The following is a 14,817-nucleotide window of genomic DNA, read 5'->3' as shown; positions in this document are numbered from 1 at the left end:
TTAATAGGATTAGGGATTGGCAGCGCAACGTACTGAGTTATGTCTGTTTAGATCTAGATTATATTTTTTAACAAGTTCTGATTTAGCACGTTCAGGGTCTTCAACAGGATGTATGGCATGGCGTTGCATGGTTAAACCATTCCCCCCCATGTACATATTTTGTCCATCATCAGGTGCAGAACTACGGACCACTTTTAAGGTACCTGTTGCTGGACCTTGTGGATTTTTTTCAGGCGATTTACTGTAGTACTCAGGATCGTACCAGTCCAGCATCCATTCATAGTTATCGGTTAGCATGTCATAGAAACCTAAAGGGCTTGGTGGAAATTGCTGTAATTCAGGCACATTTATATCTGCTTTATATTTTTTTACTAAGGCTTTTCTTTGTTCAAAGCTCCAAATATTACGACCAATATCGATTTTACCATTATCGGTAGCATACAGGACGTATTGTCCACGATTACGCGCGGCATATTCCCATTGCGCCTCGGTCGGTAAGTCCATGTTTAAGTTGAGCTGTTGACCGAGCCATTGGCAATAATTGCGTGCCTGCTGCCAATTGATACCTGCTGCCGCAATAGGAACTCGTCTAGAAACTGAAAACTCATCAAAGACCCCCACTTTTTTTTGCCCTGTGACATCAGTATAGACATCAAAATCGGCATAAGTGGCTTTGGTGGCACTGAGATGAAAGTCATCCAATGTGACTTTGTGTAGAGGACTGCTGTCTCCGCCAGCATAAGGAAGTTTATCAATACTATGTTCAGGACCAAAGTCACCCATCATAAAGGTCCCACCTTTGACCAAGATGAGATTCTTTTTGGTTTTCTCTAACAGTTGTTGTAATTGTTTTTGTTGTTCAGCAGATAGATTTGCTTTAGTTGTTGGTGTTTGTGCGTTTTGATTAGGATTTGAAGTGGGTTTGGCACAAGCGGATAGCGCCACACTAGAAAGTAAAATGATGGCAAGGTTTTGTTTAATCATCTTTTTTAAAATCATTAGGTTGCAGATATTGTCTAAATTTTAAGGGAGTTTATGGAGATTGAAAAGAAACATTGTGTTAAGTATTCCAAACGGAATGTTATCTGTGCACCCGGGGTGTAATTTAAAATACGGCAGGGCATATCGAGCGGGTTTGAGGAGCAACCACTGATGGCGAGTAACCTTGAAATATTAGCACCATTTGAACAGGATCAATCTGAGGAGTCTAAGGTGTACCATGTTTAAGGGTACACCTTGAAAATGATCAAGGATTGGCTGCACAACGCACTGAGTTATTTAGATTAAAATCAAAATAATACTTCTCATTTGCAGATTCTTTTACTAGTTTAGGATAAGCAACAGGATGCATGGCATGGCGTTGTATGGTTAAACCATTCCCCCCCATGTGCATATTTTGCCCATCATCAGGTGCAGAACTGCGGACCACTTTTAGAGTGCCTGTCGCTGGACCCTGCGGATTTTTTTCGGGAGATTTACTGTAGTACTCAGGATCGTACCAGTCCAGCATCCATTCATAATTATCCGTTAGCATGTCGTACAGACCTAAAGGACTTGGCGGAAATTGTTGTAATATAGAGATATTTTTATACACTCTAAATTTATCTTGTGATTGTTGTCGTTGTTCGAAGCTCCAAATATTACGACCAATATCGATTTTGCCGTTGTCTGTGGCGAAGAGAACATATTGCCCACGATTACGCGCGGCATATTCCCATTGCGCCTCGGTTGGTAAATCCATATTTAAGTTGAGCTGTTGACCGAGCCATTGACAATAATCACGTGCTTGCTGCCAATTGATGCCTGCCGCAGCTGTTGGGGCACGATAGTTGATTGAAAACTCATCAAAGACTCCTACTTTTTTTGCCCTGTGACATCAGTATAGACATCAAAATCGGCATAAGTGGCTTTGGTGGCACTGAGATGAAAATCATCCAAAGTGACTTTGTGTAAGGGGCTACTGTCTCCGCCAGCATAGGGAAGTTTATCGACACTATGTTCAGGACCAAAGTCACCCATCATAAAGTTTCCACCTTTCACAAAGATGAGATTCTTTTTGGTTTTTTCTAACAGTTGTTGCAATTGCTTTTGTTGTTCAGCAGATAGATTTGCTTTGGTTGTTGGTGTTTGTACATTTTGATTTGGATTTGACGCGGGTTTTGCGCAGGCTGTTAAGACAATACTAGAAAGTAGAATGATCGCAAGGTTTTGTTTAATCATCTTTTTTAAAATCATTAGGTTGCAGATATTGCCCAAATTTTAAGGGAGTTTATGGAGATTGAAAAGAAACGTTGTGTTTAAGCATTAAAAGCTCAGCTTATCTATTTCTGATTTTGATGAACAGTCTCTGATTTTGGAAATGCTAGATAAAAATTTCATTCTCAGCATTATCTCTAGAATTGTGCAACAACAGTGATTTCAGCACCAATAATAAGCATATTTATCAGACCTAAAAATCACATAAACATAAACACATGATTTATATTAAAAAATAATTATGGCATGGTTTCTGCTTTTATTAATTCAAACTTGTATACAAGATAGGATTCATAAAGTGCACGAAATTAAAACTTTAGGCTGGACAATTTTTGAATGGCAAACGGCTTACTTAAAAAAAGAGATTCAGCTCGATACTTTAAAAGATTTAGTTGCAGCAATTGACCCTCAAGACAATGCATGGATTTCAATTGCGACGGTAGATCAAATTGAACAGCAAATCCAAGCATTGAATCACTCGACTCAAGATACTGAGAATCTGCATAAACAATTTCCACTTTACGGCGTGCCATTTGCAGTTAAAGACAATATTGATGTTGCTGGATTTGCAACGACAGCCGCATGTAAAGCACTAACCGAGATAGCAGAACAAGATGCAGAAACAGTTCGTTTGTTAAAACAAGCGGGTGCGATTGTGATTGGAAAAACCAATCTTGATCAGTTTGCTACAGGTTTGGTGGGGACACGTTCGCCATTTGGTGCAGTATCAAATACATTTAAAGCTGAATATGTCAGTGGTGGTTCAAGCTCAGGTTCAGCAAGTGCTGTAGCTCGTGGGTTCGTGCCATTTGCATTGGGTACAGATACGGCGGGTTCAGGTCGTGTGCCAGCGGCATTTAATAATATTGTCGGTTTAAAGCCGACCAAAGGGCGTTTTTCAAACCGTGGCTTAATACCTGCGTGTAAAAGTCTCGATTGTATTTCGATATTTGCTTTAACGGTTGCCGATGCAGATCTAGTCGCTCATCAAATCGAAGCCTACGATGTTCTGGATAGCTATTCACGTAAGCACCCTAAAAATGTGCCTGCACGTTTCTCTAGCAAATTAAAATTTGCAATTCCAAACCAACTGAATTTCTTTGGTGATCAGCAAGCTGAAAAAGCATTTCAACAAACCGTACAATTGCTGGAAAGTTTAAACGCTGAAATCACCAAGATTGATTTTTCAGATTTTGAAAAACTGGCAGCGCAACTTTATCAAGGGTCTTGGGTCGCAGAGCGTACTGCGGCGGTCGAGGATTTACTCAAAACCAATGCAAAAGATTTTGATCCAACAGTACTTGAAATTATTAAAAACGGCGAAAAATATTCTGCTGTCGATGCCTACAATGCTGAATATTTAAAACAAGACTTAGCACGAAAAATTCAAGCAAAACTCGCTGAGTTTGATGCTTTAATCGTTCCAACAGCACCGACCATTTACACCATTGAGCAAGTACAACAGCATCCAATTGAATATAACGCTCACTTTGGTACATATACCAATTTTACCAATTTAGCTGATCTCAGCGCACTGGCATTACCAGCAGGCTTTAGAGCGGATCATTTACCTTTTGGCATCACCTTAATTGCCCCAGCTTGGCACGATGCCGCATTAGTTCATTTCGGTAAGGCATGGCAAAACTACTTAGCACTGAAATTAGGTGCTTTAGATAAGACTCAGCCTTTAGGTTCTGTAACTCCAGTTTCTCCTCATCATATCCGTGTTGCTGTGGTCGGTGCGCATCTCACCGGAATGCCATTAAATTTTCAATTGACCACGCGTGATGCAGTGCATATCGAAACCACAAAAACCTCTAAAAATTATGCCCTCTATGCTTTAAACGGCACAGTTCCGCCAAAACCAGGCTTAGCTCGTCAACAAGACGGTCAAAGCATCATTGTTGAACTTTGGGATGTTCCAACCGCTCGATTTGGCGAGTTTGTAGCAGAGATCCCAACCCCTTTGGGCATGGGCAATGTCGAGTTGGAAGATGGTCGTTGGGTCAAAGGCTTTATTTGTGAGCCTTATGGCATAGATGATGCAGAGAATATTAGTCATTTTGGTGGATGGAGAGCCTATATCCAGCATCGTAACAATCAAGTAGCAAACACAGCGAATTAATTGGGGGAGTCATCATGTTTAAAACTGTACTTATTGCAAACCGTGGTGAAATTGCTGTTCGAGCGATTCGCACACTGAAAAAATTAGGCGTGACTAGTGTTGCTGTTTATTCAGATAGCGATTGTTATGCACAACATGTTGAAGATGCTGATATTGCAATTGCATTGGATGGCTTAAAACCAGCCGATACTTATTTAAGTATTGAGAAATTAATTCAAGCTGCTAAACAAACGGGTGCTGAGGCGATTTTTCCGGGTTATGGTTTCCTCTCAGAAAGTGCTGATTTTTCACGTGCATGTGAAGAAAATAATATTGCCTTTATGGGACCAACTGCCGAACAAATTTTAGAGTTTGGTTTAAAACATCGTGCCCGTGAATTGGCCGCAGAGGCGAATGTGCCAATGACACCAGGGACAGGATTACTGGATAGTTTAGAAGAAGCATTGACTGCTGCTGATCGTATTGGCTATCCAATTATGCTGAAAAGTACCGCTGGCGGTGGTGGTATTGGCTTAACCCGTTGCGACACCCCGCAAGCATTGACCGATGCCTATGAAAGTGTCAAACGTTTAGGCGAACAGTTCTTTAAAGATGCTGGCGTATTTATTGAGTGTTTTATTGATAAAGCACGTCATGTCGAAGTGCAAATCTTTGGTGATGGCAAAGGGCAAGTGGTTGCTTTTGGTGAGCGCGATTGTTCTTTGCAACGTCGAAACCAAAAAGTGGTTGAGGAAACGCCTGCAGCAAACTTACCTGAAGCAACCCGTAAAAAACTGCATCTAGCTGCGGTAGAGTTAGGTAAATCCGTCAATTATCGCAGTGCTGGTACGGTAGAATTTATCTATGATGCAAATCGAGATGAGTTTTATTTTCTTGAAGTAAATACGCGTTTACAGGTTGAACATCCAGTCACTGAAATGGTTACGGGTCTAGACCTCATTGAATGCATGCTCAAAGTGGCTGCTGGTGATGAACTTGATTGGGCATACCTTAGCAATATTCAGCCTAAAGGTGCAGCGATTGAAGTACGAGTTTACGCCGAAGATCCTGTGAAAAATTTCCAGCCAAGTCCAGGTGTTTTGACAGAAGTGAGTTTTCCAGAAGGAATTCGTGTCGATACTTGGGTCAAAACAGGTACAGAAATTTCGCAATATTTTGATCCAATGATTGCCAAGATCATCGTTCATGCTGAAGATCGTGCTGCTGCGATTGAAAAACTACGAACTGTCTTAGCTGAAACTCGTTTAAATGGGATCAGCACCAATTTAGATTATGCGCGTGCCATTATTTCTGATGAACGTTTTGAATCCATGCAGATTTGGACACGTATGTTGGATGACTTCAACTATACGCCAAACGTGATTGAAGTGGTTCAAGCAGGAACTTTGAGTTCAATTCAAGATTATCCGGGTCGTACAGGCTATTGGGATATTGGTGTGCCACCATCAGGTCCAATGGATGATTATGCCTTTCAACTTGCCAATCGTATTGTGGGAAATGACTCTAAAGCCGCAGGTTTTGAGTTTACCTTAGTCGGACCAACATTAAAATTCCATGCGGATACAACCATCGCTTTAGCCGGAGCGAGTTGTAAAGCATTCTTGGATAATGAAAAAATTGATTTTTGGCAACCTGTTGAAGTCAAAGCAGGGCAAATCCTTAAAATCGGTCAAGTTGAAACAGGCTGTCGTACTTATTTAGCTGTGAGAAATGGCTTAGATGTGCCTGTTTATCTGGGCAGTCGCTCTACTTTTGCACTTGGTAATTTTGGGGGGCATGCAGGTCGTACCTTACGTGTCGGTGACATGATTAAAATGGTTGATCCAACATTTGCCAGTATAGAACTTCCAATTGCAACTGACGTGCCTCAAGCATTATCGGCTGATCTGATTCCTGAATATGGCAATGAGTGGGAAATCGCAGTTTTATATGGTCCACATGGCGCACCTGACTTCTTCAAGCCTGAATATGTAGAAGAGTTTTTTGCATCTGAATGGACAGTACACTTCAACTCTAACCGTTTAGGTGTACGTTTATCGGGTCCGACACCAAGCTGGGCAAGAGAAAATGGTGGTGAGGCAGGTTTACATCCATCCAATGTGCATGACTGTGAGTATGCGATTGGCGCAATCAACTTTACTGGTGATTTCCCTGTTATTTTAGCAAAAGATGGTCCGAGTCTAGGTGGCTTTGTATGTCCTGTAACCATTGCCAAAGCAGAACTTTGGAAAGTTGGGCAGTTAAAGGCAGATGATAAAATTCGTTTCTATCCAATCACGGTAGAACAAGCCAATGAATTAGAACGCAAGCAAATTGAAAATATCCAAAACTTTGCTGATGCGACCAAAGTCGTGGAGACGATTGAGCCAACTCAAGATGTGTTAACAACAATTTTGGCACAACGCGAACCAACCGATTTATCACCAAAAACAGTTTATCGCCAAGCAGGTGATAGCTATATTCTCTTAGAATACGGCGAAAACGTTTTGGATTTGGCGTTGCGTTTACGTGTGCATCAATTGATTCAAATGATTCGTGCAGCAAATATCGATGGCGTATTAGAACTCTCGCCGGGTGTACGTTCACTGCAAATTAAATATGATGGCTTAGTAATTCCACAATCAGAACTGATTACTCAATTACTTAAACTTGAAGAAGAAATGGGCGATTTGAGTCAGTTAAAAATTCCATCACGTATCGTGCATTTGCCAATGGCATTTGAAGACAGTGCAACTTTAGGGGCTGTTGAGCGTTATCAAGAAAGTGTTTGTGCCAAAGCGCCTTGGCTACCAAGTAATGTTGATTTTATTCAACGAATTAATGGTTTAGCTCATCGTAATGAAGTCAAAGATATTATTTTCGATGCGAATTACTTAATTCTTGGTTTGGGTGATGTTTATCTGACTGCACCATGTGCCGTGCCAATCGATCCACGTCATCGCTTACTCAGTTCTAAATACAATCCTGCACGTACCTTTACCGCAGAGGGAACAGTGGGGATTGGCGGTATGTACATGTGTATCTATGGTATGGATTCACCGGGAGGCTATCAGCTTATTGGTCGTACTTTACCGATTTGGAACAAGTTTAAGAAAAATAAACAATTTGGTAATAAGCAATGGTTCTTGCAATTTTTTGATCAAATTAAATATTTTGAAGTGTCTGAAGATGAACTGAATTTATGGCGTGCAGATTTTGAAAATGGTCGTGCGCAAATTCAGATTGAAGAAACTGAATTTGATTATGCAGACTATGTAAAATTCTTAGAAAATGAAGCGAAAAGTATTGCTGAGTTTAAAGCTAAGCAGCAACAAGCATTTACCACAGAAGTGAGTCGTTGGAAAGAAGAGTTTGCCGCTCAGCCAGAAGAACAGATTGAACTTTGCAATAGTGCAGACTATAGCCATCTTTCATCCCTCAACGCATCGATGACTGGCAATATCTGGAAAATCTTTGTTGAAAGCGGTCAGGAGGTTAAAAAAGGTGAGACTATTGCTATTATTGAAGCAATGAAAATGGAACTTCCTGTTTATGCAGAAGAAGATGGCATCGTGAAAGCCATTATTTGCAGAGCAGGGCAAACGGTACATAGTGGCGAGCCACTGGTCTATATGGAATAAGGCAAGGCTGCATGAAAGAAACCAAAATAAAAACAACAAAGAGCTCAGACAACTTGTCTGAGCTAGTTTACCAACGCATCAAGAATGATATCTTTGATTTCAAACTGATGCCGGGTGAACGTTTTACAGAATCTGAAGTTGCAAAAGCTTATGATGTGAGTCGCACCCCAATCCGACAAGCCTTATATCGTTTGCAACAAGAGGGTTATGTCGATGTGAGTTTTCGTAGCGGTTGGCAAATCCGACCGCTCAATTTTCGTTATTATGAAGAACTTTATGATGTGCGGATCGTGTTAGAAAAAGATTCGATTCGTAAACTTTGTAAGATGGATCATCAAAACTCTGTTGAATTATCCGTTTTAAAAGATTTATGGATGATAGAATCGCATCAATATTTAAAAGACATCAAACAACTCTCACAACAAGATGAAGATTTTCATTGTGCTTTAGTTCGCGCCTCTGGAAATAATGAAATGGCAAGGATTCATCGTGATTTGAGTGAGCGCATCCGTATTATCCGTCGTTTGGATTTTTCCAAAGATTATCGTGTAGAAGCAACTTATCAAGAACATCAGAAAATACTCAGTTTTATCTTCGATCGCAAAGTGGATGAAGCAATCCATGCGATTGAAGCGCATATTATGCAAAGTCGCGATGAAGTGAAAAAAATTACTTTACAGATGTTAGATTCGAGTCAGTTTTATTGAGTTTATATTTTTTATAACAAATAAAAAAAATACTAAAGTTTTACTAAAGGGAGTTTGAATGGAAGGGTTATCAAAAGAAAGTTTGGAAGAAATTTTAGAGCGCTGTTTAAATGCAACCGATGGACCTTGGATTTCTTATGTGGAAGGTCGAGACTATGAATCTGGGTCTAGTTTTATTATGACAAATGGTGAAGATATTGAATTAAGTGGTGGAACTGTTGCTGAACAAGATTTTATTGCACATGCAAAACAAGATATTCCAAAATTAGTATCAGAAATTTTCCGACTTAGATCAATTCTTGGTATAGATGACAAACATAGTAACTTATAAAAACTTTATTAGTATTTTAACGTAAGATGTTTAAATCATAGTATAAACATGAAAAATCTATTTTTCATGCCTAATCCTGCATAAAACTAACATCTTTCATTACTTTTCTATTTAATAATAAAGATCAAACTTCCAATCATCAGATGAAACATGATGAATGATCAAACACTCACGGCACTCTTTCTAAAAATCGTTCATAAAGAAGGCTTTTTTACTACGGCAATCAATGGCATTACCCTGATGCGAGTCGATCATGACACACCGCCGATTGCTGTATTGCAAGAACCGACTTTAGTTTTTGTTTTACAAGGTCAAAAACGTGGCTATATCGGAACAGAAACCTATTCATTTCAACAAGGAGAATGCCTAATCGTTTCAGTATCGATGCCATTTGATTGCGACACAATTGCAAGTCCTGAATTCCCCATGATTGCGATTGGTATGAAATTAGAGGCTGATACTGTCAATGAATTATTGGCAAAGACCTATTTTGAGAATTATCAGTTTAAGCCGTTAACGACGGGAATGAGCGTCATTCAGTATGATCAGAACATCTCAAGTGTATTATTTAGGCTACTCAATACGCTTACATCTGAGCAAGATATTTTGATTTTAGGTGATCAAATAAAACGAGAACTCTTATATCGAGTGATTCAACACTCAGGTGCAGATGCTTTAAAAGGGCTAGTGGCTCAAGGAAATTTAAGACCAATTTATAAAATTTGTGAATATATTCAACATCATTTTACAGAAAAATTAACAGTGGAAATGCTTGCTGAGCAAGCCAATATGAGTACTTCCGCTTTCCATAAAGCCTTCAAACAAGTCACCCAACATCCGCCTTTGCAATACCTCAAAGTCGTTCGATTGCATAAGGCCAAACAATTGTTGCAAAACGAAAACCAAAGCGTTGCTCAAGCCGCTTATGCTGTTGGTTATCAAAGCTCATCACAATTTAGTCGAGAATTTAAAAAACAGTTTGGTTTTTCTCCTAATCAGACTGAGTTAAATAAGGAATAAACAAATCATGAATCAAAATAGTGTAGATCAAATGAAATATATCGAAATTACTCAAGCGGGCGGTCCAGAAGTTTTAAAAGTTGTGCAAGGCGATCGTCCAGAGATTAAAGAAGATGAAGTGCTCATTGAAGTCTATGCTACAGGCATTAATCGACCTGATATTTTGCAACGTCAAGGGCTTTATCCGATGCCGAAAGGCGTGACACAGATTCCGGGTTTAGAAGTTGCTGGCATCATTTCACAAATAGGTTCAAAGGTACAAAAATTTAAAATCGGCGATAAAGTTTGCGCACTTACCAATGGTGGTGGATATGCAGAATATTGTGCTGTGCCAGAGAATCAAACTTTAGCTATTCCCAAAAATATGAGCTTTGTAGAAGCAGCAGCTATTCCTGAAACTTACTTTACTGTATGGGCAAATCTATTTCAGATTGGGAAGTTAAAAAATCATGAAACTGTCTTAATTCATGGTGGCGCAAGTGGTATCGGTTCAACCGCGATTAGTCTATGTCATGCGATGGGAATTCAAAATTTTTCAACAGTTGGCAGTGATGCCAAGGTCGAAAAACTAGCTTCAATGTCGCAAGTCATCAATTATAAAACTCAGGATTTCGAAAAAGAAATTTTAGAACGCACCGATGGTCAAGGTGTCGATGTGATCTTGGATATTATTGGCGCATCTTACTTTAATCAAAATTTACGCTTGCTAAAACGAGATGGTCGACTGGTCATCATTGGCTTTATGGGTGGCAGAAAAGTAGATGGCTTTGATATACAAGAATTGATGTTAAAACGTGCGACTGTTACAGGTTCAACCATGCGAGCGAGAACCAACGCAGAAAAAGCAGAAATTACCGAAGACCTTGAGCAATACGTATGGCCATTGATTGAAGCAGGTCAATGTAAACCAATTATTTATAAAACTTTTGCTTTTGAAGATGTCGCGCAAGCTCATCAATGTTTGGAGAGCAGTCAACATATTGGCAAAGTTGTACTCGAAGTTAAAGCTGAATTTGCCTAATTATATTCATTACATGCCTGTTTATGCAGATCAGTTGAGCATGACCCAAATCTTGAGCAGTATGTATAAATAAAACAATCCTATGAGGACACTCAAAATGACAACTAATACTGATGATCGTAACCCAACGCCTGATGTTGCTGAAGATAATGCTTTTTTCCCATCGCCATATTCATTGAGTCAGTACACAGCACCTAAAACGGATTATGATGGAACAACCTATCCAAATCCGTATCAAGGCGATAAAAAAATTCTTATGATCGCAACGGATGAACGTTATATCTTGATGCAAAATGAGAAATTCTTTTCTACAGGTAATCACCCTGTTGAAATGTTATTACCGATGTTTCATTTAGACAGTGCAGGTTTTGCATTTGATGTTGCAACGCTGTCAGGCAATCCAGTCAAACTTGAAATGTGGGCGATGCCCAAAGAAGAGCAAGTTGTTTTGGATACCTATAAGAAGTATGAGAAACAACTTAAAGCACCCCTGAAATTAGCCGATATTTTGGATAAAGCACTGAGTAAAGACTCTCCTTATGTTGGTATCTTCATTCCGGGTGGGCATGGCGCAATGGTAAAAATACCGCATAGTAAAGACGTTAAATCCGTGTTGAAGTGGGCTGTTGAAAACGATAAATATGTGATCACACTTTGTCATGGTCCAGCATCATTACTTGCAGCGGCAGTCGATGAAGATCCAAACGATTATCTCTTTAAAGGCTATCAAGCCTGTGTGTTTCCAGATGCTTTAGATACAGGTGCTAATATAGATATTGGCTACATGCCGGGTCAACTACCGTGGCTGGTTGGTGAAAGTTTAGAGAAACTCGGTGTGGAAATCCTAAATAAAGGAATTACAGGTCAAGTTCATCAAGATCGAAAATTATTAACAGGTGACAGCCCTTTGGCTTCAAACAATTTAGGTAAGCTTGCAGCAAATGCCTTATTAGCAGATACAAATATTGTTTAAAAAGAAATACATCATCAAAGAAATACAACCTCCTTCAAGTTGGTGATTTGTCAAACTTCAAGGTGACAATAAAAAACAGCGTATCACTTGATACGCTGTTTTTTATTAAAGAATAAATCTATTAGGGTGTTGTGACTGCGTCCTTAGGACCAAAGCGAGTGACCCAGATCCCAAAAATAGTCGCAAAGATATACATAAAAATAGAATAGACCGCAGCAGGCATTGCAATGGTGGTGCTCGCCATCACGGTAAGCGCAATCGTCATCGCTAGCGTACTGTTATGGATACCAATCTCAAAAGCACAAGCACGCGCTTGAAATGAGCTAATGCCGAGCAGACGAGGAACAAAATAACCAACGCATAAACTAATCGCACAGAATAGAGCAGTGGCTAAGCCAATTTGGCCAATGTACTCTACTAAATTTGCACGTTCTGTGATGATTGCACCTAGAATAATAATCACGAGGAAAATGACGGCAAAAATGCGTACGGGACGATTCAATTTTTCAGCAAAATGCGGCGCATAGTGACGAACAAGCATACCAATACCGACAGGCACTAAAATAATTAAAAATACCTGCATTATTTTAGAAAACTGTAGTCCAACTTGTTGACCCTCATTCATAAAATGTAGGATTGAGAAATTGACGATAAAAGGTAAAAAAACGGCGGCGAGTACAGCATTGATCGCAGTTAGGCTAATATTTAGTGCAATATCACCTTTATATAAATAACTAAATAAATTTGCGGTCGTTCCACCGGGTGAAGCAGCAAGTAGCATCAAGCCAACAGCTAAAAGTGGTGGTAAAGCTAAGATTTTACAGATTAAAAAGGCTATGCCGACCAATAAGACCAATTGACAGAACAGTGCAATCAGTACAACTTTGGGATGTTTACTTACTCTGGCGAAATCTTTGACCGTTAACTCTAAACCCAAACCTGCCATGACGATTGCAAGGGCGATAGGTAAAAAAAGTGTGATCAATCCTGAATCCATAATCATTTTTTCCTTTTAATAGATATTATTTGTATGAAAAGATGTTGTTTGGTCGTACCCAGTACGAAATCGAATCCTTCGATTTGTATCGCTCTTGGGAAAGCTGGTACGACACAAGCAACAAATTTAAAAAACCAATACTTTATGCACCATGAATTTAGTTATTTTTACTAAATAATTTCACTTATTAATATGTGCATTTCTCGATTGGAATGTATCTACTCTACGACAATTTCATAAAATTTTAATATGTCACTTTTAGACTGAGCATTCATTTTCTATGTTTGGTTACATATTTACGACGATTCAGGGTGATGACAGTTCTGTCTTAATCTTGAAGAAAAATGTTCAATCTAGACTGATTTTAGACAGGTTTATAGCGTTCACTTATCTAGTAAAAGTTCAATATAAACAATTGTATATACCTGTTTAGCTGGGTGTATTATGATCAAGGCACAAATAGTAATGATTATTGTTTCACTTATTTTTTTTGAAAAGTAATTGGCATAAGTGCACAACTGTATCTTAATTGTGGTCAATGACACTAAATTACATCGAGCATGATAATTTGCGCCAATTTGATATTTGTAACTATTTATTTGGCCTGAATAAGTGAAAGTTATAGAAATCTATAAATCGAAATAGAAGAATTTATATTACAACATGTGGAATAAAATATGGATACCATAGCTCGTGTAGAGGTGGGAACGGATACGAAGGTCCAAAAAAAGCAAAAAGTTACTTGGATCGTTTTTTCACTACTTTCGCTATTTTTATTGATTGGGGTAATGTACTACTTCTTTGTTTTTCGATTTTATCAATCTACAGATAATGCTTATATCCAAGCCGATGTGACATGGGTCATGCCGAAAATTTCGGGTGAAGTTGTTGAATTAGTCATAAATGACAATCAGTTTGTAAAACAAGGTGAGACCCTAGCCATATTAGACCAGCGTGATTATCAGGCACGTTATGATCAAGCCCAATCTTTGGTGACATTAAAAGAAGCTGCGCTTATTGTTCAGCAACAAAATGAAAGGTCGGCAAAATCAACCATTAATGAAGCGAATAGCGGGGTGCTTGCTGTACAAGCAGATTTATCTCGTTTGAAAAAGGATTACGCCCGTTACCAAGACTTATTAAAAGACGGCGTGATTACGCGTCAAAACTTTGACAGCATTCAATCCCAATATCTTTCTGCTCAAGCTCAACTGAACAAAGCATTAGCAACCGTCAATTCAGCAGAAGCGCAGCTCGGAAGCCTACAAGCAGGTCGAGCACAACTTTTGGCAGATATTCAAAATGCAAAAGCAAGCTTGGATCTTTTTCAAATTGATTTAGCATCTGCAAAAGTGACTAGCCCTGTCTCAGGTAAGGTGGGGAGTTTAGCGATACAAAAAGGTTCTCGTGTTGGCCCGCAGACAAGACTAATGGCGATTATTCCAGAAAATAGTTTATATGTTCAAGCCAACTTCAAAGAAACACAAATAGAAAAAATGCATATTGGTCAAGAAGTTAAATTAAAAATAGATGCGTATCCAAGTTTAACCTATACCGGAAAAATCGAAAGTTTTTCACCTGCATCAGGTGCAACGTTTTCACTGATGCCACCAGATAATGCAACAGGCAATTTTAATAAGGTCGTTCAGCGGATACCTGTGCGTATTGCGATAGACAGCAACGCTCATATCGATCTGATCAAACCCGGTATGTCGGTCAAAGCAACCGTGAATTTAAGAACTTAATCATCACGATTTTAGGTGCTAA

10 protein-coding genes and 1 pseudogene are annotated in these 14,817 nt (G+C 39.2%); 8 read left to right on the top strand and 3 right to left on the bottom strand.

What is annotated here, in order from left to right; genetic code table 11:
• Nucleotides 1-9: 9 nt before the first annotated feature.
• Both F991_RS10610 and F991_RS10605 read right to left on the bottom strand, forming a co-directional pair.
• Nucleotides 10-999, bottom strand: a complete 990-nt coding sequence (locus F991_RS10610; RefSeq protein WP_004671230.1) for a formylglycine-generating enzyme family protein — start codon at nucleotides 997-999, stop codon at nucleotides 10-12.
• Nucleotides 1,000-1,246: 247 nt separating this feature from the next.
• Nucleotides 1,247-2,235 (bottom strand): annotated as a pseudogene (locus F991_RS10605) (formylglycine-generating enzyme family protein).
• A 319-nt stretch (nucleotides 2,236-2,554) separates the two neighbouring features.
• Between F991_RS10605 and atzF the strand changes: the two are divergent.
• From atzF to hchA, 7 genes are all read left to right on the top strand, one after another.
• Entirely contained in the window at nucleotides 2,555-4,381 is a 1,827-nt protein-coding gene (gene atzF / locus F991_RS10600; RefSeq protein ID WP_004671226.1) for an allophanate hydrolase, read from the top strand.
• Nucleotides 4,382-4,395: 14 nt separating this feature from the next.
• A complete protein-coding gene (uca, locus tag F991_RS10595; protein ID WP_004671224.1) occupies nucleotides 4,396-8,001 on the top strand; it encodes an urea carboxylase in 3,606 nt (1,201 codons plus the stop codon).
• A gap of 11 nt (nucleotides 8,002-8,012) precedes the next feature.
• Nucleotides 8,013-8,708, top strand: a complete 696-nt coding sequence (locus tag F991_RS10590) for a GntR family transcriptional regulator (protein WP_004671222.1) — start codon at nucleotides 8,013-8,015, stop codon at nucleotides 8,706-8,708.
• Nucleotides 8,709-8,766: 58 nt separating this feature from the next.
• Entirely contained in the window at nucleotides 8,767-9,039 is a 273-nt protein-coding gene (locus F991_RS10585) for a hypothetical protein (protein ID WP_004671220.1), read from the top strand.
• 150 nt (nucleotides 9,040-9,189) lie between these two features.
• Nucleotides 9,190-10,059 carry an AraC family transcriptional regulator gene (locus F991_RS10580; protein WP_004671219.1) on the top strand — a complete coding sequence of 290 codons (870 nt, stop codon included), beginning with the start codon at nucleotides 9,190-9,192 and terminating at the stop codon, nucleotides 10,057-10,059.
• 7 nt (nucleotides 10,060-10,066) lie between these two features.
• Nucleotides 10,067-11,080 carry an NAD(P)H-quinone oxidoreductase gene (locus F991_RS10575; protein WP_004671218.1) on the top strand — a complete coding sequence of 338 codons (1,014 nt, stop codon included), beginning with the start codon at nucleotides 10,067-10,069 and terminating at the stop codon, nucleotides 11,078-11,080.
• Between the two features lie 97 nt (nucleotides 11,081-11,177).
• Nucleotides 11,178-12,053 (top strand): glyoxalase III HchA, encoded by an 876-nt coding sequence (gene hchA, locus F991_RS10570; RefSeq protein WP_004671217.1) that lies wholly within the window; start codon nucleotides 11,178-11,180, stop codon nucleotides 12,051-12,053.
• 121 nt (nucleotides 12,054-12,174) lie between these two features.
• Here the strand turns inward: hchA and F991_RS10565 are convergent, their stop codons facing one another.
• Nucleotides 12,175-13,050, bottom strand: a complete 876-nt coding sequence (locus F991_RS10565; RefSeq protein WP_004671216.1) for a bile acid:sodium symporter family protein — start codon at nucleotides 13,048-13,050, stop codon at nucleotides 12,175-12,177.
• 677 nt (nucleotides 13,051-13,727) lie between these two features.
• Here F991_RS10565 and F991_RS10560 point away from each other — a divergent pair.
• Entirely contained in the window at nucleotides 13,728-14,795 is a 1,068-nt protein-coding gene (locus F991_RS10560; RefSeq protein ID WP_004671214.1) for an HlyD family secretion protein, read from the top strand.
• Nucleotides 14,796-14,817 lie beyond the last annotated feature (22 nt).

Origin of the sequence: Acinetobacter sp. CIP-A165, assembly GCF_000367985.1 — a bacterium.
GTDB lineage: Bacteria > Pseudomonadota > Gammaproteobacteria > Pseudomonadales > Moraxellaceae > Acinetobacter.
This window is presented reverse-complemented; position numbering and strand designations above follow the sequence as displayed.

Excerpts from the sequence above, each read along its gene's own strand:
- F991_RS10610 (WP_004671230.1), bottom strand. The coding sequence starts at position 999 with ATGATTTTAAAAAAGATGATTAAACAAAACCTTGCCATCATTTTACTT.
- uca (WP_004671224.1), top strand. The coding sequence starts at position 4,396 with ATGTTTAAAACTGTACTTATTGCAAACCGTGGTGAAATTGCTGTTCGA.
- F991_RS10590 (WP_004671222.1), top strand. The coding sequence starts at position 8,013 with ATGAAAGAAACCAAAATAAAAACAACAAAGAGCTCAGACAACTTGTCT.
- F991_RS10585 (WP_004671220.1), top strand. The coding sequence starts at position 8,767 with ATGGAAGGGTTATCAAAAGAAAGTTTGGAAGAAATTTTAGAGCGCTGT.
- F991_RS10580 (WP_004671219.1), top strand. The coding sequence starts at position 9,190 with ATGATGAATGATCAAACACTCACGGCACTCTTTCTAAAAATCGTTCAT.
- F991_RS10575 (WP_004671218.1), top strand. The coding sequence starts at position 10,067 with ATGAATCAAAATAGTGTAGATCAAATGAAATATATCGAAATTACTCAA.
- hchA (WP_004671217.1), top strand. The coding sequence starts at position 11,178 with ATGACAACTAATACTGATGATCGTAACCCAACGCCTGATGTTGCTGAA.
- F991_RS10565 (WP_004671216.1), bottom strand. The coding sequence starts at position 13,050 with ATGGATTCAGGATTGATCACACTTTTTTTACCTATCGCCCTTGCAATC.
- F991_RS10560 (WP_004671214.1), top strand. The coding sequence starts at position 13,728 with ATGGATACCATAGCTCGTGTAGAGGTGGGAACGGATACGAAGGTCCAA.